The sequence below is a fragment of the Streptomyces specialis genome (assembly GCF_001493375.1).
GTDB lineage: Bacteria > Actinomycetota > Actinomycetes > Streptomycetales > Streptomycetaceae > Streptomyces > Streptomyces specialis.
The window spans coordinates 237,023-259,012 of record NZ_LN929838.1 but is presented as its reverse complement, the minus strand read 5'-3'; the positions used below and the strand labels follow the sequence as shown (position 1 = coordinate 259,012).

Annotated in this window: 17 protein-coding genes and 1 pseudogene; 7 read left to right on the top strand and 11 right to left on the bottom strand. The window is 75.0% G+C overall.

All coding sequences use genetic code 11. The features are described 5' to 3' along the window. Nucleotides 1-122: 122 nt before the first annotated feature. Complete coding sequence (locus BN2279_RS09035) at nucleotides 123-1,037, bottom strand: LysR family transcriptional regulator (protein ID WP_059008188.1); 915 nt, start codon at nucleotides 1,035-1,037, stop codon at nucleotides 123-125. 341 nt (nucleotides 1,038-1,378) lie between these two features. Here BN2279_RS09035 and BN2279_RS09030 point away from each other — a divergent pair, with 341 nt between their 5' ends. Further along, nucleotides 1,379-3,394, top strand: a complete 2,016-nt coding sequence (locus tag BN2279_RS09030) for a SpoIIE family protein phosphatase (protein WP_059008187.1) — start codon at nucleotides 1,379-1,381, stop codon at nucleotides 3,392-3,394. Between the two features lie 74 nt (nucleotides 3,395-3,468). On the opposite strand, the gene BN2279_RS09025 is transcribed toward BN2279_RS09030, so the two are convergent. After that, nucleotides 3,469-4,203, bottom strand: a complete 735-nt coding sequence (locus BN2279_RS09025; protein ID WP_159037161.1) for a hypothetical protein — start codon at nucleotides 4,201-4,203, stop codon at nucleotides 3,469-3,471. Nucleotides 4,204-4,971: 768 nt separating this feature from the next. On the opposite strand from BN2279_RS09025, the gene BN2279_RS09020 reads away from it, so the two are divergent. The 3 genes from BN2279_RS09020 to BN2279_RS09010 are packed head-to-tail and all read left to right on the top strand — an operon-like array spanning nucleotide 4,972 to nucleotide 7,891. Continuing rightward, nucleotides 4,972-6,054 (top strand): FecCD family ABC transporter permease, encoded by a 1,083-nt coding sequence (locus BN2279_RS09020; protein ID WP_079032001.1) that lies wholly within the window; start codon nucleotides 4,972-4,974, stop codon nucleotides 6,052-6,054. Next, nucleotides 6,051-6,872 carry an ABC transporter ATP-binding protein gene (locus tag BN2279_RS09015; protein ID WP_059008185.1) on the top strand — a complete coding sequence of 274 codons (822 nt, stop codon included), beginning with the start codon at nucleotides 6,051-6,053 and terminating at the stop codon, nucleotides 6,870-6,872. The genes BN2279_RS09020 and BN2279_RS09015 overlap by 4 nt, the downstream gene beginning before the upstream one ends. Further along, a complete protein-coding gene (locus BN2279_RS09010; protein ID WP_079032000.1) occupies nucleotides 6,869-7,891 on the top strand; it encodes an ABC transporter substrate-binding protein in 1,023 nt (340 codons plus the stop codon). The genes BN2279_RS09015 and BN2279_RS09010 overlap by 4 nt, the downstream gene beginning before the upstream one ends. 131 nt (nucleotides 7,892-8,022) lie before the next feature. On the opposite strand, the pseudogene BN2279_RS09005 reads toward BN2279_RS09010, so the two are convergent. The 8 genes and pseudogenes from BN2279_RS09005 to amiA form a co-directional block, all read right to left on the bottom strand. Then, nucleotides 8,023-9,715, bottom strand: a pseudogene (locus BN2279_RS09005) (ABC transporter ATP-binding protein). Beyond that, on the bottom strand, nucleotides 9,712-11,451 hold the full coding sequence (locus BN2279_RS09000) for an ABC transporter ATP-binding protein/permease (protein WP_059008184.1): 1,740 nt from the start codon (nucleotides 11,449-11,451) through the stop codon (nucleotides 9,712-9,714). The pseudogene BN2279_RS09005 and the gene BN2279_RS09000 overlap by 4 nt, the downstream one beginning before the upstream one ends. Beyond that, on the bottom strand, nucleotides 11,448-11,600 hold the full coding sequence (locus BN2279_RS31450) for a hypothetical protein (protein WP_407702209.1): 153 nt from the start codon (nucleotides 11,598-11,600) through the stop codon (nucleotides 11,448-11,450). The genes BN2279_RS09000 and BN2279_RS31450 overlap by 4 nt, the downstream gene beginning before the upstream one ends. A gap of 511 nt (nucleotides 11,601-12,111) precedes the next feature. After that, nucleotides 12,112-12,630 carry a nitroreductase family protein gene (locus BN2279_RS08990; RefSeq protein WP_407702208.1) on the bottom strand — a complete coding sequence of 173 codons (519 nt, stop codon included), beginning with the start codon at nucleotides 12,628-12,630 and terminating at the stop codon, nucleotides 12,112-12,114. 10 nt (nucleotides 12,631-12,640) lie between these two features. Continuing rightward, nucleotides 12,641-14,020 carry a YcaO-like family protein gene (locus BN2279_RS08985; RefSeq protein WP_059008183.1) on the bottom strand — a complete coding sequence of 460 codons (1,380 nt, stop codon included), beginning with the start codon at nucleotides 14,018-14,020 and terminating at the stop codon, nucleotides 12,641-12,643. Continuing rightward, the gene (locus BN2279_RS08980) at nucleotides 14,017-15,498 is read right to left on the bottom strand and encodes a CocE/NonD family hydrolase (RefSeq protein WP_059008182.1); all 1,482 of its coding nucleotides are present in this window, start codon (nucleotides 15,496-15,498) and stop codon (nucleotides 14,017-14,019) included. Before BN2279_RS08980 ends, BN2279_RS08985 begins: the two co-directional genes overlap by 4 nt. Then, a complete protein-coding gene (locus tag BN2279_RS08975; protein WP_059008181.1) occupies nucleotides 15,495-16,316 on the bottom strand; it encodes a hypothetical protein in 822 nt (273 codons plus the stop codon). The genes BN2279_RS08980 and BN2279_RS08975 overlap by 4 nt, the downstream gene beginning before the upstream one ends. 90 nt (nucleotides 16,317-16,406) lie before the next feature. Next, nucleotides 16,407-16,523: a streptamidine family RiPP gene (gene amiA / locus BN2279_RS30985; protein ID WP_267887119.1), complete on the bottom strand. Its 117-nt coding sequence runs from the start codon at nucleotides 16,521-16,523 to the stop codon at nucleotides 16,407-16,409. A gap of 198 nt (nucleotides 16,524-16,721) precedes the next feature. Here amiA and BN2279_RS08970 point away from each other — a divergent pair, with 198 nt between their 5' ends. Both BN2279_RS08970 and BN2279_RS08965 read left to right on the top strand, forming a co-directional pair. Continuing rightward, a complete protein-coding gene (locus BN2279_RS08970; protein ID WP_059008180.1) occupies nucleotides 16,722-17,921 on the top strand; it encodes a hypothetical protein in 1,200 nt (399 codons plus the stop codon). A gap of 117 nt (nucleotides 17,922-18,038) precedes the next feature. Further along, on the top strand, nucleotides 18,039-19,427 hold the full coding sequence (locus BN2279_RS08965; protein ID WP_079031999.1) for a DUF2252 domain-containing protein: 1,389 nt from the start codon (nucleotides 18,039-18,041) through the stop codon (nucleotides 19,425-19,427). A gap of 4 nt (nucleotides 19,428-19,431) precedes the next feature. On the opposite strand, the gene BN2279_RS08960 is transcribed toward BN2279_RS08965, so the two are convergent. Next, on the bottom strand, nucleotides 19,432-19,821 hold the full coding sequence (locus tag BN2279_RS08960) for an ArsR/SmtB family transcription factor (protein WP_059008267.1): 390 nt from the start codon (nucleotides 19,819-19,821) through the stop codon (nucleotides 19,432-19,434). Between the two features lie 94 nt (nucleotides 19,822-19,915). On the opposite strand from BN2279_RS08960, the gene BN2279_RS08955 reads away from it, so the two are divergent. After that, nucleotides 19,916-21,940, top strand: coding sequence for a heavy metal translocating P-type ATPase (locus BN2279_RS08955; protein ID WP_059008178.1), 2,025 nt, complete (start codon nucleotides 19,916-19,918; stop codon nucleotides 21,938-21,940). Nucleotides 21,941-21,990: the final 50 nt, after the last annotated feature.

The following is a 21,990-nucleotide window of genomic DNA, read 5'->3' as shown; positions in this document are numbered from 1 at the left end:
TCGTCTCCTGTTTCCCTCGCGGTCCCTTTCGGCTGGTAGGACGGTAACGGCATCGACGCGTCACCCGTTAGCGACGACTGTCGATGGCGGACATCAACGGCGTCGATGTCCCGGGAACGCGCTCACATCGCCTCGGCGGCGCGCAGGATCCGCTCCCGCAGCCACCGGTGACCGGGGTCGGCGTCCGCGCTCGGAGACCAGAACATCGCCTCGCTCATCGGCCTGAGCGGGAACGGCGGGTCGAGCAGGCGGATGCCGGCCCGGTCGGCGAAGTAGCGGCCGAGCCGCTCGTGGACCAGGGCCATGAGCCGTGATCCGGGCAGCATGAGCGGCTGGACGACGAAGCTCTGGGTGCGGATCTCGGCCGGGCGGTCGATGCCCAGCTCGCGGAACCGCACCTCACTGATCGTCGTCAGGGACATCCCGTCGTAGGACACGTACGGCAGGGCGCGGAACTGTTCTTCGGTCATGTGGTCCCCGACGTCCGGGTGGTCGCGGTCGACGGCGCACACCAGGCGGTCGGTGAACAGCCTCTTCGACCGGGCCGTGAACCCCGCGGGGGCGAGTTCCTCGGGATAGAGCAGGAGGTCGAACTGGGAACGGTGGAACTGCTCGGGGAAGCCCGCGGTGATCGGCCGGACCGTGAAGCGCAGGCCGGGTGCCTCCTCTTCCAGTTCGGCCAGCAGGCCGCCGAGCAGGAGCAGCAGGACGTAGTCGCTCGCCATGAGGGTGAACGTGCGGTCGTCGGTCCTGGGGTCGAAGGCGCGGATGGAGCGCATGGTCGACTCGACGGTGTCCAGCGCCTCCTTGATCGGCCCGGCGAGCCGGAGGGCCCGGGTGGTCGGGACGAGGCCGCCGCCTTCCCGGACCAGCAGCGGATCGTCGAAGAACCTGCGCAGCCGGGAGAGGGAGGCGCTCATGGCCGGCTGCCCCACGGACATGCGCTCGGCCGCCCTGGTGACGCTCCGCTCGGTGATCAGCGCGTCGAAGGACAGCAGGAGATTGAGGTCGAGCCGGCGCAGTTGCTCGCGGTCCATTCACGCCCACTTCCGTCCATGGCGGAGCCCGCCCTTCCGGAACCCGCGGCCCGTCCGGATCCGCTCCGCGCGCGCGGCCGGGCCTGGTCCCGCCGGGGCGTCCGTGGTCACGAACGCACTGTAACGAGCCGGGAACTCCGCCGGGAACGGTCGGGACCCCTACCGTCGTGCATGGCGGGTATCACCGCGGTCGATGGGCCCGGCCGGACCCCGGCGCGAGCGGACAGCCGGACGCCGGACGTCGCGCGGGCGCGACCGACTGTGGCTAGGGTGACGGAACCGGGCGCGGTCGCGTCCCGGCCGTGTGCCCTCCGAGTCCGCAGAAGTCGCAGGTGAAGGTGATGGACGGCATCGACGACGTCGCGGCGGAGCGGGCCGTCTCGCGGGCGCTGCGGGCCACCCCGGACGCCGTCATCGTGCTCGGCGCCGGGGACGGGCGGGTGCGGTACGCCAACCCGGCGGCCCGGCGCCTGGCGGGACCGGACCCCGTTCCGCTGACCGGACGCGTCCTGTGGGAGGCGTTGCCCCGGCTGCGCGAGGCCGGTCTGCCGGCGCGGTGCGCGTCGGTCGCCGCCGTCCGGGAGCCGGCCACCTTCGAGCTGGACCGGCGGGTCCTGCCGCCGGGACACCGGGTCAGGCTGGTCCCGGTGGACGACTGCGTCACGCTCTACCTGGCGCCGCTGTCCGCGGACCAGCGCGCCGAGCGGGACGCGTCGGAGCGGGCGCGGCTGATCGGTGCCCTGACCGGCGCTCTGGCCCAGGCGCTGAGCAGCCAGGACGTGGCGCACGCGGCGGCCGAGCACGTCCTGCCGGCGTTCGGGGCCAGCGGCCTGGTGCTGGAGGACGTGACCGGGGGACAGGGGCCCGAACTCGTCGGCATCGTGGGCTATCCGCCGGACTTCCCCCGCCGCATGGCGGAGGCCGACAGGAGGCAGCGGCTCGCCGTGCTCGGCGGTGAGGAGCCGAAGTTCATCGGCTCCCGGGCGGAGATGGACCGGCTCAGCGGCGGCCTGGACCTGTCCAGGACCGGGGGCAAGCACTCCTGGGCCGTCCTGCCGCTGAACGCCTCCGGCCGCTTCGTCGGCACCTGCGTGATCTCCTACGACCGGCCCCGGACGTTCTCGGACGAGGAACGGGGCCTGCTGACCACGCTCAACGGCCTCATCGCGCAAGCCCTGGAACGGGCCAGGCTCTACGACACCGAGCACGAACGCGCCCAGCGTTTCCAGCGGGACCTGCTGCCACGCGTCCTGCCCGCCCTGCCCGCGCTCACCGCCGCCGCCCGCTACCGGCCGGCGGGCGAGCGTTCCGAGGCGGGCGGCGACTGGTACGACACCCTGCCGCTGTCCTCCGGCCGGGTGGCGCTCGTCATCGGCGACGTCCTCGGGCACGGGCAGCGCGCGGCCATGGTGATGGGCCGGCTGCGCACCGCCGTCACCACCCTCACCACCCTCGACCCGACCCCCGAGGAAGTGCTGGCCCGCCTGAACGACATCGTCACCGGCCTGGACGACGAGGTGTACGCCACCTGCCTGTACGCCGTCTACGACCCCGTCACCGGCTGCTGCGCCCTGGCCAGCGCCGGTCACCCGCCCCCCGCGGTGCTCCCGCCGGACGGCGCGGTCCGCTTCCCCGTCGTCGTCCCGGGGCCACCCCTGGGCGTGACCCAGCAGCCCTACCGGCCGACCGAGCTGACGCTGCCCGAGGGGACGCTGCTGGCGCTGTGGACCGACGGCCTGACCCGCGCCCACCGCGCGGAACGCGACGCGGGACGGGGCCGCCTGGCCACCGCGCTGAACGAGGCGGCCCTCTCCCCGGCCCCGCCCGCGGTGGGGTGCCGGGACGACCGGGCCCCGGAGGCCGCCTGGCTGGAGCGGCTCTGCGACGCGGTCACCGCCGCGCTGCTCCCGGCGGGCAGGGAGCAGGAGGACGACGCGGCTCTGCTGGCGCTGCGCACCCACCTCCTGCCCGCGGCGGACGTCGCCAGCTGGGACCTGCCCGACGACCCGACCGCCGCCCGTCTCGCCCGGCACCACATCCGCGAACAGTTGGCCGCGTGGGACCTGGAGGATCTGGTGGCGAGCGCCGAACTGGTCGTCAGCGAACTGATGGGCAACGTCATCCGCCACGCCACCGGGCCCGCCCAGCTCCGCCTGCTGCGCACCGACATCCTCACGTGCGAGGTCTCCGACGCCAGCGAGGCCACCCCCCGCGTACGCCACGCCTCCCTCCTCGGCGAGAACGGGCGCGGCCTCCAGCTCGTCGGCGCCAGCACCTCCCGGTGGGGCGCGCGCTACGTCCGCCACGGGAAGACCATCTGGGCGGAGTTCCCCCTCCCGCGGGCGCCACGGCGCTGACGCCGGGACGGGAAGCTGATGCCGTGCGCGCATGGTGGTGCCCCGTCCGGGCGTGGTGCTCCCGTCCCCGTGGGTCAGATCTCGATCTCCAGATCGACGTACCCGCGCACTTTGAGCTTCTTCGCTGCCGGTGGGAGAGGCTCGATATTCCTCGTGAGCGGTCTGATCTCATACTTGCCGTTCACCTTTTTCCACTGGTCCGCATTGTAGGGCGTGACCGTGGCGAAAGCGCCGGCGAGTGTCTCCTTGAACACAGTGATGATGGTGTGTGCTCGCGCCTGGGTGGGTGCGCTGATGTAGTCCCTCATGTTGAGGTCTGTCGACCTGAGTTTGTCGTACCTCTCCACGCTGATGATCGCTTCGCACGCCTTCGGCTCGATGTCTCCCTTCCCAGGAGGGTTGCTGCGCAATGCGTCCGGCGGACCGACGAAGAGGTTGCCCGGCAGCCAGCAGTAGATCTCCTGGAAGTCGTCCCAGGCGGAACCCGTGCCCGGTGGGTCACCGCTGGGATCGTGCTGATAGGTGGGAAGTTTGTCGAGCAGGGCCCCGAGGTCTCTCCGCTGTAGATCGCTGAACTTTGTGCCGTAGCAGTCGAGATTCTTTTTGATGGCTTCGGTCAGAGGGGTGATCTCCGCGTTGTAGTGGGACTGGAGAATCAAAGTGTTCCAGAATTCCCCCAGGCGCGGATAGGGAATGACGTGGTGGCGTGAGGCTTCCTGATCGCCGACTTTCGGCACCGCGCAGTAGGGTGCGCTCGGACGGGAATTCGAGCCGACGTTCATCGTGAGCTTCTTCTTTTCCGGTGGCATATCGAGCTCCTCGCTCCCTGGGGTCGCGCTCACTTCGCCGGCGTGACGAGGAGGCCGCTTTCCGTCGCCCGGGACCGCCTCGCCCTCCGCCCGAGCGGCCATGGCGAAGCGAATCGGGCTTATCGGGCATGCGTGGGTATCGTGACAAGGCCCGGTGGTGCCCGCAACGCGTGCGGCGCTGAACCGGCCGTGCCGCGACCCCACGCCATCGGCTCGTCCGTCCGAGGCCGGGCGGCCTGCCTCTCGTCCGGGATGCGCGCGGGTTCGCCGGCCGGAAGCGGAATGATCCGCCGGTGGCGTCGAGGACGGTGCGTCAGTGGTGGTGGCCGTGCCGGCCGAGCGTCTCCACGGGGCTCGTGCCGGGGCGGGTCTGCGGCACCGGGCGGCTGGTCGGGCAGGCTCGACGACCCGTTGACCGGCTCGTTGCCGCGGTTCGGTGTCGGGGACCTGGCTCTTATAAACATCTCCGAGCCCAAGAGAAAGGCAGGAAAAACGGAAGCCGGCCTCTGCTTGAAAAAAAAAAGAAACAAACGTACCGCAATGCGTCTGGCCGGTGCGGGAGTTCGGGGCGCGGAGGGGGCGTCGAGGCGGTGGTGGGCGAGCGGATGGCGTGAGGCGGCACCCGGCGGCGGTCGGGTGGTACGGCCCCGGGCGGCCCGGTGATCGTCTTCACATCGGTGCGCGACCGTTGCCCGCTGTCCCCGAAGTGGATACGGTTACGACAACCGTTTTCACATGGGTGTTGGGGGAGGCGTGCCGTTGTCCGCCATGAGAGAGGCCGCGAGACAGCGGGTGCGACGCCGGTCCGCCGGGGCGTTGATCGGCGCGCACCTCGCTCTCGTGTTCGCCATCCTGACCGTCCTCGTCGTCTCCGGCGCCACCGGCCCGGCCGATGTCGGGACGGTCGACGCCGTGCGCATCATCGTCGGCCACCTCGTTCCCGACGCGCCCTGGATGAGCGACGGTTCGATCACCCGCCTCCAGGACCAGGCCGTGTGGCAGTTCCGGTTGCCGCGCACGCTGCTGGCCGGCCTGGCCGGGGCCGGGCTGGCGCTGGCCGGGGCGCTGATGCAGGCGGCGGTGCGCAACCCGCTGGCCGAGCCGTACGTGCTGGGGGTCTCCGCCGGGGCGGGCGTCGGCGCCGTCGCCGTGATCACGCTGGGCTCGGCCGCGGTGGGCGGACTCCCGCTCAGCGGCGCCGCGTTCCTCGGCGCGCTCGGCGCGACCGCCGCCGTCTACCTGCTGGCCCGGCAGCACGGCGTGCTCGCGCCGACGCGCATGATCCTCGCCGGAGTCGCCCTCGGCTCCCTGCTCAGCGCGGTGACGAGCTACCTGACGCTGACCACCGAGGCGCAGAACGTCTTCAGCGTGCTGTTCTTCCTGCTAGGCAGCGTCCCCGCGGCCACCATGGACCAGCTCGCCGTCCCCGCCGCCGCGCTCGCCGCCGTCACGCTCTACGCCCTGGCGAACGCCCGCGCGCTGAACGCCCTGCTGGTCGGTGACGAGAACGCCACGGCACTGGGCGTCAACGTCAACCGCATGCGCGGACAGTTGGTGATCGCCGCCTCCCTGCTGACCGGGGCGGTGGTGGCGGTCAGCGGTGGCATCGGCTTCGTCGGGCTGGTCGTCCCGCACGCCGCCCGCATTTTCGTCGGAGCCGACCACCGCCGGATGCTGCCCGTCACCATCCTGGGCGGCGCGCTGTTCCTGATGGCCGCCGACGTGCTCGCCCGGACCGTCGCCGAGCCCACCGAGATCCCGATCGGCATCGTCACCGCCGTGGTCGGTGCCCCCTGCTTCCTGTGGCTGATACGCCAGGGACGCGCGGCCAGGGCGGGGATGCTGCGATGAGGGTGGATTTCTCGGACGTCGTCGTCGCGCTGGGCGGCACCCGCGTCGTGCACGGAGCGACGTTCGGCGTGGAACCGGGCCAGGTCGCCGGACTCGTCGGCCCCAACGGAAGCGGCAAGTCGACGCTGCTGCGCAGCCTCTACCGCGTCACCAGGCCCGCGAGCGGCACGGTCGGCGTCGGCGGGCAGGACGTGTGGGAGCTGCCGCCGCGGACCGTGGCGCGGCAGGTCGCCGTCATGACGCAGGAGACCACCGCCGATTTCGACCTCGACGTGCTCGACGTCGTCCTCCTCGGGCGCCTGCCCCACCACCGGGGCTTCGGGGGCGACTCGCCGCACGACCTCGCGCTCGCCGACCGCGCCCTCGCCCGCGTCGGCGCCGCCGCGCTGGCGGGACGGCCGTTCGCCGGGCTGTCGGGCGGCGAGAAGCAGCGGGTGCTGCTGGCGCGCGCCCTCGTGCAGGAGAGCCAGGTGCTGGTGCTGGACGAGCCGACCAACCACCTGGACATCTCCTTCCAGCTCGAACTCATGCGCATCATCGGCGAGCTGGGACTGACCACACTCGCGGCCCTGCACGACCTGAACCTGGCGGCGGCCCACTGCGACGTCGTCGCCGTCATGAAGGAGGGGCGGGTCATCACGCACGGCCCGCCGGACGAGGTGCTGACGCCCGAGCTGATCGGCGACGTCTTCGGCGTACGGGCCCACCGCCTCAGCCATCCGGAGACCGGGCGGCCCCTGATCGCCTTCTCCTCCTTCCCCTCACCCCCGTCACCCGACCCGGCGCCCGAGCGCCCAGCCAAGGAGCATGCGCGATGACCCGTCCCTCCCCCTCCCGGTTCGCCGTCACCGGAACGGCGCTGGCCTGTCTGGGCCTGCTCACCGCGACCGCCTGCGGCTCGGGCGTCTCCGAGCCCGAGGAGGACGGCGAGGGCACCGGCGGTCAGCAGCGGACCGTTCTCAGCAACTGCGGCCGGGAGGTCGTCCTGCCCGGCACGCCGGAGGCGATCGTGGGCCTGAGCCCCTCGCCGACGGAGCTGCTGCTGCGCCTCGGCCTGGGCGACCGGATGGTGGGCCGGGCGCAGACCGCCACCGCGCCGCTGCCCGAGGAGCTGCGGGACGAGGCCCAGGACATACCGGTGCTCAGCGAGGACGCCCCGCCCACGCGGGAGGTGCTGCTGGAGGCCGGACCCGACTTCGTCTTCGCGCCCGCCGCCTACGAGTTCACCGCCGAGCAGGGTTTCGCCAGCATCGAGCAGCTCGACGAGGCGGGCGTGGCCGCCTACATCGCCACCGGCGGCTGCGCGGACCGCCGTATGACCGGCACGGTCGAGGACCTGTTCACCGACCTGGACGCCCTGGGCGGCGCCCTGGGCGCCGAGGAAGCCGCCGCCGGACTCGCCGAGGAGGCCCGGGCCACGCTGGACGACGTCGCCGAACGCGTCGCGGACCAGGAGCCCGTGACGGTCGCCCAGGTCTATGTCGAGGGCTCCACGCTCTCCGCGATCGGCGCCGGCATCGAGTACGACATCATCGACCGGGCCGGCGGCGAGAACGTCTTCGGCCCCGACGACGCGGCGTTCGCCGAGTTCTTCGCCGCGCAGATCAACCCCGAGACGCTCGCCGAACGCGACCCGCAGGCCCTCGTCTTCGCCGTCAACAGCCCCGAGCACGAGCAGGCCACCCGCGACTACCTGACGAGCACCTTCCCCGACCTCGACGCCGTGCGCCACGACCGCCTCATCGCGATCTCCGCCTCCGACGCCTACCCCGGCGCGCTCGGCAATGTCGACGCGGTCGCGGACATCGCCGCCGGCCTGTACCCCGAGGCGTTCTGACCACCGTCCGAACGCCGCGCCCCCACCTCGACGGCCGCCCGGCCCGCGCCGGGCGGCCGTCGCCGTTCCCCGTCGCCCGTTCCCCGTGGCCCGTTCCCCGTGGCCCGTTCCCCGTGGCCGGTTCCGGCCGGTCAGCGGGAGGGGACGGCCAGGACGCGGTTCAGCGCGCTGTCGGGGCGGGCGGTGAGCTGCTCCCAGGTGCCTTCCTCCGCGATGCGTCCGCCTTCCAGGACGGCGATGCGGTCCGCCCGGCGGATGGTCGCGGGGCGGTGGGCGATGACGATCGTGGTGCGGTCCTTCTCGCCGAGCACGGCGGCGAGTTCTTCGTCGCCGGCGTTGTCCAGGTGGGCGGTGGTCTCGTCCAGGACGAGGACCCGGGGCTCCGTGAGCAGGGCGCGGGCGAGGGCGATCCGGGCGCGCTGGCCGCCGGAGACGGTGGCGCCGCGCTCGCCGACGAGGGTGTCCATGGGGGCGATCGCGTCGACACCGCACCGCCGCGCCGTCTCGGCCAGGAGGCGCGCGTCCGCGTCCGGCGCGCCGAGGCGCAGGTTCTCGGCGAGCGTTCCGTGGAAGAGGGGCGTGTGCTGGCCCACCACGGCGACGGCACCCCGCAGCTCGGCGTCGGAGAGGTCGCGCAGATCGACGGGCTCACCGACGTCGGGCACCAGATGGACGGCTCCGGAGGACGGGTCCCAGAACCGCGCCAGCAGGTGGGCGCAGGTCGACTTGCCCGCCCCCGAGGCCCCGACCAGGGCGAGGGTCCGCCCCGCCGGAACGGTCAGCTCGACGCCGTCCAGCACCGGCCGGCCCCCGTAGTCGAAGCTCACCCGGGGGGGCTTCCAGGGCCGCGTGGACCCGGGCGGCGGCGGCCCGCAGACCCACCGCCTGGCTCAGCGCCCTGGCCGACTCGGCGACCGGGCCCAGCACCGACAGGGCCAGCGCCATCGCCGCGGGCGCCCACGCGCCGTGCAACCGCCCGGAGGCCACGGACTGCGCGGCGGCGGCCACCACGCCGAGGACCGCGAGCACGATGAGGAGGTCGCGGACGGCGGCCGTCATGGCCTCCCAGGTGGCCTCGGACCGCTGGGCCTCGCCCACCCTGCGGCCCTGTTCGGCGAGCCGGCCGCGCCGCTCGGTCAGCCCGCCGAAGGCGAGCAGTTCGCGCAGCCCGTCGACGGTCTCCACGGTGTCGGCCGACAGCTTCGCGGCGGCGGCCCGGGTACGGGCGCCGCGCGCCGCGCGTCCGCGCGCGTCGGCGAAGGGCGCCGCGACGAGCAGCGCGGCCACCGGCAGCACCGCCGCCGGCAGCCACGGCTCCACCGAGGCCAGGACCGCGGTGGCGCCGGTGAGGACGACGCCGGACGCGAGGAGCTGGGCCGTGGTGTGGGCGTAGAAGAACTCCAGGGCCTCCACGTCGGCCATCGCGGTGGCGGCCAGGTCCCCGCTGCGCCGGCCGGCCACCCGGGCGGGCGCGCTGCGGGCGAGCCCGTCGAAGATCCGCACCCGCAGCTCGGCCAGGACGCGGTAGGCCAGGTCGTGCGAGAGGTCCATCTCCCGCCAGGTCATCAGGGCGCGGACCAGGACGAGGACGACGAGCGCGGCGACGGTACCGGCCGAGGGGGCGCGGTCCTCGATGACGGCGGTTCCGACCGTGTGCGCGGCGAGCGTCAGCAACGCGACCAGCGAGCCCTGTTCGACGAGGGCGGCGGCACAGGTGCGGATCACCATGGCCCGGTGCCCGGCGAGCGCGGGCAGCAGGGCGCGCAGCGAGCCGCGCGGCGGCGGGGACGCGTCGGTCGTGCCGGTGGCGTGGGTACCGCTCATGCGGCGAGCCCTCCTTCGTGGGCGTGGCCCGCCCTGACCAGCTCCGCGTAGACGCCTCCGGCCGCGACGAGGGCGGCGTGGTCGCCGACGGCGTCCACCCGTCCGCCGTTCAGCACCACGATCCGGTCGGCCCCCCGCACGGCGCTCAGCCGGTGGGCGACCACGAGGACGGTGCGGCGTCCGGCGGCGGCCAGCAGTTCGCGGACGATGTCCGCCTCGCGGCGTTCGTCGACCGAGCTGGTGGCCTCGTCGAGGACGAGCACCGGGGCGTCGGCCAGCAGGGCTCGCGCGAGGGCGAGCCGCTGCCGCTGGCCACCGGACAGGGTGGCGCCGCGTTCACCGAGCACGGTGGCGTAGCCGTCCGGGAGGGCGGCGATCTCGTCGTGGACACCGGCGGCGCGGGCCGCGCGGACCAGATCGTCGTCCGTGGCAGTGGGCCGGGCCAGGCGCAGGTTGTCGGCGATGGTCGCCTGGAAGAGGTGGGTCTCCTGGGAGACGACGGCGATGCCCTGGCGCAGCGAATCGAGCGTGTACGCGGCCACGTCGCGGCCGTCGACGGTGATCCGGCCCCGCCGGGGATCGCGATGGCGCAGGAGCAGGGCGATCAGCGTGGACTTGCCGGCGCCCGAAGGGCCCACGATCGCGGTGGTGCGCCCCGCCTCGGCGGTGAAGGTGACGCCGCGCAGGGCCGGGTCCTTCGCGCCGTCGTAGCCGAACTCCACGTTCTCGAAGCACAGCCGGGGCGGCTCGGGCCAGTGCGCGCGGGCCGTTCCGGTGTCGGGGACGGCGGGTTCCGCGGTGCGCAGCGCCGCGAGCCCGTCCGCGGCCGACACGCCCAGGTACCCGGCGTGCCACTCGCGGGACAGGTCGCGCACGGGACGGAAGCACTCGGAGGCCAGCAGCAGCACCAGATAGGTGCCCGTCGCCGACGTCGATCCGGTGACGGCCGACCAGCAGGCCAGCAGCGCGGCGGCCACGGTGCCGCCCTGGATGGCCAGGTCGGTCAGTCCGGTGTCGACCAGGGAGACGCGCAGTTTGGCGACGGTGGCCCGGTGCAGCGCGGCCGAACGTTCTTCCAGCCGCTCCCGGGTGCGCCCGACGGCGCCCGCGGCCCGCAGCGCGGGCATGCCCTGGAGGGCCTCCAGGTAGTCGGCGCCCAGCCCCTCGTAGGTGTCCCAGTGCTCCTTGCCGCGCCGGGCGAGGAGCCGGTCCCAGGCGCGCGGCCCGGCCAGGGCGAGCAGCAGGGCGGGTACGAGCCCGGCGAGGGCGGCGGGCTCGACGGCCGCCAGGGCGGCGAGCAGCAGGGGCGGCACGCAGAGGGTGATCAGCAACTGCGGCAGGTAGCGCGAGACGTAGGCGTCGACGCCCTCGACCCCGTCCACGAGGGTGGTACGGACGGCCCCGGCCCGCGCGGTGGTGAGGTACGCCGGTCCGAGCCGCCCGAGGTGGGCGAGGAGGTCGTCCCTCAGGAGCACCCTGACCCGCGCCCCGGCGCGGGTGGCCGTGCGCCGCTGCCGGTGGCCGAGCGCGGCCCGTGCGGCGACGACGCCGAGCACGGCCCCGATGAGCGGCGGCAGGTGGTCCGTATCGCCCCGGGCCACGCCGGCGAGGGCGTGGGCCAGCAGCACGGCCTGCGCGAGATGGGTGAGAGTGACGGCTCCCTGGAGCAGGGTGGCCGTGAGCAGGAGCCGCCGTGCGTGCCGTGCGGCGCGACGCAGCTCGGGATGGACGATCACGAGGTTTCCTCTTCGGAATGGGTGGTGCCGAGTGCCAGGCCGTGGACGATCCAGTCCCTGCCGGGCGTGCCGCCGAGCGCGGCGCCCAGGTCGGCCCGCTGCCAGGCGCCGATGGGGCGGCGGGCCAGCCCCCGTCGCCCGGCGGCCACATGGGCCAGTCCGGCGGCGAACCCGGCGCGCAGGTGGACGCGGCGGATCAGCGGCGCGTCGGCGTCCGCCGGGCAGCCGTGGCCGAGCAGGACGGCGCCCGCGTCCGCGATCCACGCCTGGCCCGCCGCCCAGGCGGCGAGCGTCGGCCGGGCCCCGCCGGAGGCGAGCCGCCGCAGGGTGCCGTCGGGCGCGAGTTCGACGAGTCCGGGTCGCGGCGCGCCGACGGCCGCGCACCACGCGAGTGCGCCGTCGCTCGCCCCGGCGGCGGTGGCGAGGACCGCCCGCAGGGCGTCGTGGGGCGGCGCGCCCCGCAGCGGTGGCCGGGCACTGCGGCGGGTCAGCAGCTCCCCGGGCGTGGGCGCCTCCGGGGCCCTCGTCTGTATGATCGTAAATGTAGCTCAGTATGTCTGTCTAGTCTCATTTGAAAGTTAAAGGCTTAACCATCGAACGGCATTTGAATCTGACGGGCTGGAACATATAATATGAAAATGGTCTTCTTCGTGGCGCGGTTCAGTGGTTAAAAAGAGACAGGACGAGGCCGGGCGCGAGCGGGTCCGCGCCCAGCGCGCGGGCCGCGAGCCACAGCGCCGCGGCGGCGTGCCCGGTGTCCAGCAGCATCAGCGGCCAGGCACGGTGGCCGTAATGGGAGACCGTGCGGCGCGGGGTGACGGACAGTTCGACGGTCGCCCCGGGCGGCGCGTCGCCGGGTCCGGGGCCGAGGTAGTGCACGCGGTGGCGGAGCGGGTCGTAGCCGTAGCGTCCGGGTGGCAGCGGGCAGCCGGTGCCCACGACGAGCCGGGCGTCCACCGGGTGCAGCGCGCCCGCGGACGGGGTGGGCCGCAGCCGTCCGGCGCGGTCCGAGGCCGCCAGCGACAGGCGCAGCAGCGCCGGCAGGTCCAGCTCCCCGGGGCCGGCCCGCGGCAGCGGGCGCGGCGGTCCCGGCCACGCGCGGACGGCGGGTCCGGCGGGCGTGTCCGGGCCGGGCTCCTCGGGGGAACGGGCGCGGGCGAGAGCGGTGACGAGATCCACGGGCGGGCCCTCACATGTGGGGCGGAGGAGCCAGCGTGAAGTCCTCCGGCGCGCTCGGCGCGGTCGTGCGCCAGCCACGGGCGACGGCGGCGTCGGCGAGGCGCGGGCAGCCGAAGTAGCCGAACGCGGCCGGGGCGTTGGGCAGCAGGCCGGAGACGAGGACCCGGGCGACGCGCAGCGGTGTCTCGGCCACGTCCTCGGTGGTGAGGTCGAACGTCATGACGCGGTGGCCGCCGTCGCGCAGCGCGCGGTCCAGCCGGTCCCGGCTGCCGGGCTCGACCGCCTCGATGGGGACGACCCCGTGTGCGGGCTCGGTGAACCGCCGGGCCTCGGCCGCCATCCGCTCGTCCAGCCACACCTGGACGTGCGCGCCCAGGTCCCGCACCCGCTCGAAGTGTTCGCCGCACGCGTCGAGGTAGCGGCGGTCCTCGCGGTGGTCGAGGTAGAGGCCACGGGCGAGCAGCCCGGCCTCGACGGCCTGGAACACCCATCCGTCGGGGTCGGTGAGCCCCTGGGTGAAGACCCAGGTGTGGACGGCCTCCAGCACGGCCTTGCGGGCGGCCTCGGCCGGGTCGTACTTGCAGGCGAACCCGGCGGCGTGGATGCCGAGCCGGGGGTCGTGGACCAGCGCGGCCATGCAGGAGGCGAACTCCGAGGGCATCTCGACGAGCCAGAGGTCGAGCCCGCATCCGGCGAGGTCGTCGGCGAGGCCGGGCACGCTGGCCGGGTCGATGCCGCGGGCCGGACCGTCGAGGTGCCACCACAGTTCCAGCGCGTCGCGTTCGACGATCTCCAGCAGGCCGCGCTCGACCGCGTCGTCGAACCCCTGCCCGGTGGCGATCCCCGCGTAGTTGAGGTGGTGGGTGCGGGGGAGGGAACGCAGCTCGCCCTGGCGCCAGTTGAGGTGGGTGAGCGCGACGGGCGCCCAGACCTCGGCCGTTTCCCCGCCGGGCAGCCGTTCCTCCCCGCGCGTCCACAGGGACGGTGTGTCGGGGGGGAGGGGTCGGTAGGGGAACCGTTCGCGGGCGTACTGCCAGGGAGCGTAGGACGGCAGCTCGTCCGGCCCGTACAACCGCAGTCCCTTCGCGGCCAGTTCGGCGGCGGTGGCGCGCAGCGGCGCGTCCGGGTGGCCGGGCGGCGGGACGCGGTTGCCGCAGTACCGTTCGATGCCCTCGGCTATGGCGGCCGTCCTGGCGCCCTCGGGGTCGCCGAAGGTGGTGCCGAGCGACACCCGGTCCGCCGGCCACAGGCCGAGCCTGCGGGCGTCGGCGATCTCGGCGGTGAGCGCGGTGTAGCGGGGCGGCGCGCCCGCGGGGTGTTCGACGGGCTTGACCTTGCGGACGATGCCGCAGACGGGATCGACGAGGGCTTCCAGCGGCAGCGCCGTCATCGCGGGATCTCCTGTTCGGGGTCGGTGGGTTCGGGGCGGGACCGGAGCGCGGGCAGGCTCAGCGCCACGTGCCCGGGGTCGACCTCGCGCCGGGAGGCGAGCAGGCGGGTGGCCGTGACCGGGTCGTCCCCGGTGTGGGGGTTGCGGGCGTGGGCCGGGAAGTGGTGCCCGGCGATCTCCAGGCGGAGCCGGGTGCCCTCGGGCAGCCGCCGCGCGAGGCGGCCGAGCGGCACGGTGAACTCGGCGGCCCGCCCGGGAGGATCGGCGCGCCGGACGACGCCGACGGCCAGCCGCTCGGCCGTGCCCTCCGGGGTGACCGCGACGAGCCGGGCGAACCAGTCCGCGCCCGGCGTTCCGGCGGTGGCCCGCAGCCGCACCGAGGCGGGGCCGACGACGTCCAGCGGGCGCGGCAGCGGCGCGGTGACCAGGACGCAGCGGGCGGGCGTGCCCCCGGCTGGGACGGTCAACGTCCCCGACAGCACCGGGTTCTCGGGATCGGCGGTGAACGAAGTCCCGCGCAGCGGCCGCAGCCCGGGGCTGTAGGGCGCGCCCTCCGTGCCGGCGGGCAGCCACAGGGGGCTGCCGCCCAGCGCGACCGCGCCCCGCTTCCCCGGCCGCAGCTCCCCGGCGAGGGCGAGGCGGGCCCAGTGCGCGTAGAGGTCGCCGAGCCGCGGCCGGTGCGCCGGACCGGCGTCGGGTCCGGGCTCGGCGACGAGGCCGTGGCCCCAGGGGCCCATCAGCAGCCGCGCCGAGGGCCCGCCCCACCGGTGCCACAACGCGACGGTGTCCTCGGCGAAATGGTCGTGATGCCCGCCCACCGCGAGCAGCGGCATCCCGGCCCGCCGCGCCCGTTCACCGAACCGGCCGCGCTCGCGGTGCCGCCACACGCCCGGCCAGGAGGGCAGGCTCCGGCCGAGCCTGGCGGGGAGGTCCGCCACCGGCAGGGGGGCGAGCAACCCGGGGGCGGCGGCCAGGGCCTTGCCCAGGGCCGCCTCGGCGGAGTCCCGCCGGTCCCCGGGCGCGGCCCACCACCCGGCGCGGGCCGACAGCCGTTCCACGCCCGATGGTTCGCGGGCCGTCTCGGCGGTGTCCAGCGCGGGCACGGCGGCGATGACGGCGTCGGGGCGGGCGTCCTCGGGGGCCTCCAGCGCGAGGGCGAGGGCGCAGTGCCCGGCGTAGGAGGCGCCCGCCGCCACCAGCCGCCCGTCGCTCCAGGGCTGGCGGCGCAGCCAGCGGGCGGTGGCCGCGCCGTCGTCGGTTTCGTGCGCGTACGGCCGCCACTCGCCCGCCGAGGCGTGCCGCCCCCGCACGTCCTGCGCCACCGAGGCGAACCCGCGCCGGGCCCATCCGCGCAGTTCCGCGCGGTGGTTGCGCCTGTCGTAGGGCGTGCGGACGAGGACGGCCGGGAACGGACCGTCGCCGTCCGGGAGTTCGACGTCCGTGGCAAGGCCCTCGACGGCCACGGTGAGGGGTGTCATCCGGCCTTCCCGGGCATCGGGGCGACGTCGGGGACGGGCAGGACGGGGTGTTCGGTGACGGTCAGCGTGCGCAGGTCGATCCGGCGGAGGCGGCGCCGGGCGGGGATCGGGCCGGTGTCGGGAACGCCGGTGGCCCACCGGGTGAGGTCGTCGCACAGCAGGGCGGCGAGCAGCCCGGCCGCCGGGGCGGTGAGGCGGACGGGGGCACCGGCCGCGCGGGGGCCGTTCCAGTAGGCGGACAGCTCGCGGTGCGCGGGCGTGGCGGCGAGCCGGCGGGCGCGGACGTGGGACGAGGTGACGTCGCCGCGTGTGGCCGCGAGGGGCTCCACGTACGCCTGCCAGCCCTCGCGGTGGCAGCGCAGCCAGGCGATGCCGCGTTCGGGCAGCCGGTCGGCGGTGTCCCACAGCCCTTCGGGCACGGGCCCGTCGAGGCACCACACGACGGCGGCGGGCTGTCCTTCGGCCGCCGCGCCGGGCTCCGCGTGCCGCGGCTCGGCTCCCTCGACCCGCAGGTACGCGGCCAGCGGCCTGGTCAGCGCGGGGTCGCCCACGAGCCGGATGTCCCGCCGCCCGGCGGGCCATTGAGGACGCGGCGGCTCCTCCGCCAGGTACCCGGCGCCTTCGAAGGCGTGGACGAGCCGGTCGAGCCCGGTGTCCGGCGCGTTTGCCGCCGTGCCGGAGAGCCGGGCCAGCAGCGCGTCCGGGTCCGCGTCGCCGGTCCGCACGCTGAGGAACTCCCCGTCGGCCGTACGGACGACCAGGCCCCGCCCGGGCACGGCGACGACCTCCACACCGGGTGCGAGCTGGCTGCGGGACACGGCGTTCTCCTGTCGGCGAGGGATGGCGATGAGTGCGTGGGCCCGCCCAGCGGTCGGCGGGCGGGCCCACGGTCGGGAACTAGCCCCTGGTCACTCCTCGGTGTCGTCGTCGAAGGGGTTCTCGACGAGCGCGTTGGAGTGGGAGGCCGAGTCGTGGGCCAGCTGACCCGGGTCGGCGATCGGCTGGAAGATCTGCTCGTTGTCCATGAACTCTCCTTCATCGCAAGGGAGGTACGGCGTTCGAGTGAGCGCCCGCAGGAGAGACCTTAATGAAGATGATTATCTTTTCATAGTGTTGGGCGGGGGTGATCCACGTAACATGCGCCCGGCTCCTCGACGGCCCGCCGTGCCGCGCATAGTTGGTCATCGTTTTCACCACGTTCCGGTTCCGCGATGGAGGCACTGATGACCGCCGGCCCCCTGCTGCTCGTCTCCGACCATGTGGCGGGAGCCGGCCGTGTGCTGTCCGTGCCGGACGGCCCCGGGACGGGCCGCCTCACCGGCCGTCACCTCTCCGAGCACGCCGGGTTCCTGGCCCTCCCCGGCGGGAGGATCGCCTGCGTCGACGACCGCCGGGGCGAGCTGCTGGTGCTCGCCCCGTTCGCCGGCGAGCTGGTGGAGGCCGCGATTCCGGTCGCGGTGCCGGCCGAGCACCTCGCCGCCGACCCGTCCGGCCGGTGGGTGGCCGTCACTACGGGCCTGGGCAGGAACGACGAGCCGTGGTCGGACCTGCTGACGGTCGTCGACCTCACCACGGGAGACGCGGCCCGGACGCGCACGCGCGTGGGCGAGCCGGGGGTGACCGTCCTGGGCGGGGGAGACCCCCTCGTCGTCCTGCGGCACCGGGAGCCCGGCGCGCTGGCCGTCCACCGGCACGCCGACCTGCTCGGCACGCCGCCCGGCTGCCCGCCGGTCACGCCCCACGCGTCCCTCCCGCTCCCCGACGACGGGCACGGGGACGCCCACGACCCCGCGTCCGGCCGCCTGTTCGCGGCCACCGGCGAAGGGGTTTACGTGGCGCGCCGGGACGGCGACGCGCTCGTCGCGGAGCCGGTGATCCCGTGGGGCGCGCCCGCCCGGGGCTGGTACCTGCGGCTCGACACCCGGCGCCGGGCGCTGTGGTCGACGCTGCGGGGCGGCCCCTCGGACCCGCTGCGGTGGCCGTCGTGGACGAACCAGGCGTGGCGCCACGACCTGGAGACCGGCCGTACGACCCTGACGGACCTCGGCCCGGGGCTCGTCTTCCGGCTGGCCCTCGCCCGGGACCACACCGCGTTCACCCGGATCCACCCGGACGGTGACGAACTGATCCTGCTGGCCGCCGACGACGGGACCGCCCACCGCGTCCCCCTCCCCGCCATGGACGGCGCCCCGCGCCGGGGCGGCACCCCCTGGGAGGGCGTCCAGCGCCGCGCGGTGGCGGCCTCGCCGGCGGCGGACTGGGTCGCCGTCCCGCCCGGCGGCCCCGGCGAGGTCCACCTCTTCGACGCCCGCACCGGCGGCGAGGCGGCCCGGATCGAGCTGGACACGCCCTTGCGGCACGGCGGCCACGTGCTGCTGCGCACGCGCGACGACGGCGCCGAGGGCGACCCCGTCGGCCGCTGACCCCGGCACACCGGCCTGTTCCCAACGAGCCCCGGGCGGAACGGCGGCAGCGGAGGATACGGTTCTGCCGATCGCCGCCCCGGACGCGGGCGGGACCCGTCGGGAGAAGGGCGCGGCATGGAGCGGATACCGGACGTGGAGGGCTTCGCCCCCCGGTGGAGCCCCGGCTCGCCGAAGAAGGATGGAAAGGCGCTGCGGGCCTCCGTGCCCCGGTCCGCCCACGCCGACTTCACGGAGCCTCCCGGCCGGCCGGACCCGGTGACGGCCGTCGAGGAGTCCAACGCCGTCCGTCTGCCCCACCTGACGCCGATCCGGGTGGGACGGATGGCCGCCGGACCGTTCGCCTTCCTGCGCGGCTCCGCCGGGCTGATGGCCCACGACCTGGCCCACGGCACCCCGGCCACGGGCCTGACCGCCCAGCTCTGCGGCGACGCCCACGCCGCGAACTTCGGGCTCTACGGCGACGCCAGGAGCCGCCTGGTCATCGACCTGAACGACTTCGACGAGACCGCGCCCGGCCCCTGGGAATGGGACCTCAAACGGCTGGCCACCTCGCTGGTGCTGGCCGGTCGCGAGGCGGGAGCCGACGAGGACACCTGCCGCACCGCCGCCCGCGACGCCGCCGGCTCGGACCGCAGAACGATGCGGCTGCTGGCGAAGATGCCCGCCGCCGAGGCGTGGAACGCCGTCGCGGACGAGGAACTGGTCTCGCACGCCGACGCCCACGACCTCGCGGGCACGCTGGCCCGCGTCGCGGACAAGGCCCGGCGCAACACCAGCGCCCGCTTCGCCGCCAAGTCGACCGAACGGCTCGCGGACGGCGGACTGCGCTTCACCGACGCCCCGCCCGTCCTGCGGCGCGGCCCCGACGCCGAGGCGGCCACGGTCGCCGCCTCGCTGGCCGGCTACCTGCGCACGCTCCCCGAGGACCGGCGGCCTTTGCTGGGCCGGGACTCCGTCCACGACGTGGCCTTCCGGATCGTGGGCACCGGCAGCGTGGGGACCCGCTCGTACGTGGTGCTGCTGGTGGACCACCGAGGCGAGCCGCTGGTGCTCCAGGTGAAGGAGGCGCGGCCCTCCGTGCTGCTCCCGCACCTGGCGCGGGCCGGTTTCCCGGTGCCCCCGGTGGAGCACGAGGGGCGCCGCGTGGTGCTCGGCCAGCAGCGCATGCAGGTCGTCTCGGACGTCCTGCTCGGCTGGACGACGGTCGACGGACGGCCGTTCCAGGTGCGGCAGTTCCGCAACCGGAAGGGCAGCGTCGACCCGGCGGCACTGGCCCCCGGCCAGCTCGACGACTACGCGCGGATGACCGGCGCGCTGATGGCCCGCGCCCACTCGCACAGCGCCGACCCGCGCGGCATCGCCGGATACTGCGGGCGCGGCGAGGAGCTGGACGAGGCGGTGGCGCGTTTCGCCGTGGCCTACGCGGAGCGCACGGAGGCCGACCACGCCGCCCTGGTGCGGGCGGTGCGCGAGGGCCGGATCGCGGCGGAGACCGGGGTGTGACCGCCTACCGCCGGGCGGCGGTCGGGGCCGCCTCGGCGGCGGGGGCGTCGCGCAGCCCCAGACGCAGATGCTCGACGTGGAAGAGAGCCTGCTCCAGCAGCTCCGCGACATGGTTGTCGTGAAGGGCGTAGACGATCGAGCGGCCGTGGCGCTCGCCGGTGACGAGCCCGAGGTTGCGCAGCAGGCGGAGCTGGTGGGAGCAGGCGGACGCCTCCATGCCCACCGCCTCGGCGAGGTCACCGACCGCGCAGGGGCCCTCCTGGAGGCGGGCGAGGATGTACAGGCGCGACGGGGTGGCCAGGGCCTGGAGGGTGGCGGCGACGTCGGTGGCCCCCACCGCGTCCAGGCGCTCGCGCGCGGTGGCGTGGTGCGTGCCGTCGGCTCCATGACCCATGGCGTCCATCCTACCGACGACACTTGAAGAACTGTTCAGGTGTTCCTGTATGGTGGGGGTGTCGCGTCCCCGTGCCCGTGAAGGGTTGTCCGCCATGCCTTCTGGCCTGATCCAGCGGCCCGAACACCCGGCTCCGGCCGCCCCGGACACGGCGCCGGGCCGCCGTACCCGGGTGCTCGCCCTGCCCGAGGCGCGCTGGGCCGCCGCGGCGCTGGCGCTGTTCCTGATCGCGCTGCCGCTCCAGCGGACCGGCGCCCCCATGTGGGCCTGGGGCCCCCTCTACGCCGCCGCCTACGTCACCGGCGGCTGGGAGCCCGCCCTGGCCGGACTGGCGGCGCTGCGCGAGAAGACCCTGGACGTGGACCTGCTGATGATCGTCGCCGCGCTCGGCGCGGCGTCGATCGGGCAGGTGATGGACGGCGCGCTGCTGATCGTCATCTTCGCCACCTCCGGCGCCCTGGAGGCGCTGGCGACCGCCCGCACCCAGGACGCGGTCCGCGCGCTGCTCGACCTCGCCCCCACCACCGCGACCCGCCTGGCCGGTGACGGAAGCGAGGAGAACGTCGCGACCGGGGACCTGCTGGTCGGGGACGTCATCCTCGTCCGCCCCGGCGAACGGGTCGGCGCGGACGGCCGCGTGCTGGACGGGAGCAGCGAGGTCGACCAGGCCACCATCACCGGCGAACCGCTGCCGGTGGCCAAGGGGCCGGGCGACGAGGTGTTCGCCGGCACGCTCAACGGCACCGGCGCCCTGCGGGTCGAGGTCCAACGGGACGCCTCCGACTCGGTGATCGCCCGGATCGTCGCGATGGTCGAGGAGGCCTCCGGGACCAAGGCGCCCACCCAACTGTTCATCGAGAAGGTCGAACAGCGCTACAGCCTGGGCATGGTCGTCGCGACCCTCGCCGTCTTCGCCGTCCCCCTCGCGTTCGGCGCGGAGCTGACCGGCTCGCTGCTGCGGGCGATGACCTTCATGATCGTGGCCTCGCCGTGCGCGGTGGTCCTCGCGACGATGCCGCCCCTGCTCTCCGCGATCGCCAACGCCGGACGTCACGGCGTGCTGGTGAAGTCCGCCGTCGCCATGGAACGCCTCGGACAGGTCGACGCGGTCGCCCTCGACAAGACCGGCACCCTCACCGAGGGCACCCCCCGCGTCACCGACATCAGCCCCCTGCCCGGCTCCGGCCTGAGCGAGGACACGCTGCTGGCACTCGCCGCCGCCGCCGAGCACCCCAGCGAACACCCCCTGGCCCGCGCCGTCGTCGACGCCGCCCGCACCCGGCGCCTGGCCGTCCCCGCCGCCCGGGACTTCGCCTCCACGCCCGGCGTCGGCGTCACCGCCACCGTCGACGGGCACACGATCGCGGTCGGCACCCCAGCCCGCCTCCTCGACCACGGCGACACCACGGTCCCGGCGCGCGCCGGGGAGGTCGTGGCCGGGCTGGAGAACGGCGGACGCACCGCCGTCCTGGTCCTGCGCGACGGCGTTCCGGCCGGGGTGCTGGGCATCGCCGACCGGCTGCGCCCGGACGCCGCCGCCACGGTCGCCGCCCTGACCGCCCTGACCGGCAGTTCGCCGATGCTGCTGACCGGCGACAACCCGCGCGCCGCCGCCCGGCTGGCCGCCGACGTCGGCATCCCCGGCGACGACGTCCACGCCGGCCTCCTGCCCCAGGACAAGGTCGAGGCCGTACGCCGCCTGGAGACTCGCGGGCACAAGGTGCTGGTCATCGGTGACGGCGTCAACGACGCCCCCGCCCTGGCCGCCGCCCACACCGGCATCGCCCTGGGCCGCGCCGGCTCCGACCTCGCCCTGGAGACCGCCGACGCCGTCATCGTCCGCGACGAACTCGCCGCCGTCCCCACCGTGGTGAACCTCTCCCGGGCCGCACGCCGCCTGGTGGTCCAGAACCTCGTGATCGCCGGGACGTTCATCTCCGCCCTGGTCGTCTGGGACCTCGCCGGACACCTCCCGCTGCCGCTCGGCGTCCTCGGCCACGAGGGCTCCACCGTCATCGTCGGCCTCAACGGCCTGCGCCTGCTGCGCCGCGCGGCATGGGACCGCGCCGCCCGGGACGCGCGCCGAGCCGGGGGAACCCCCAGGCCGCCCCTGGAGTAGTCCGGCGTGCGGACGCGGGGGAGCGGGCGGAGGGTGAGGGGAGGCGGAGG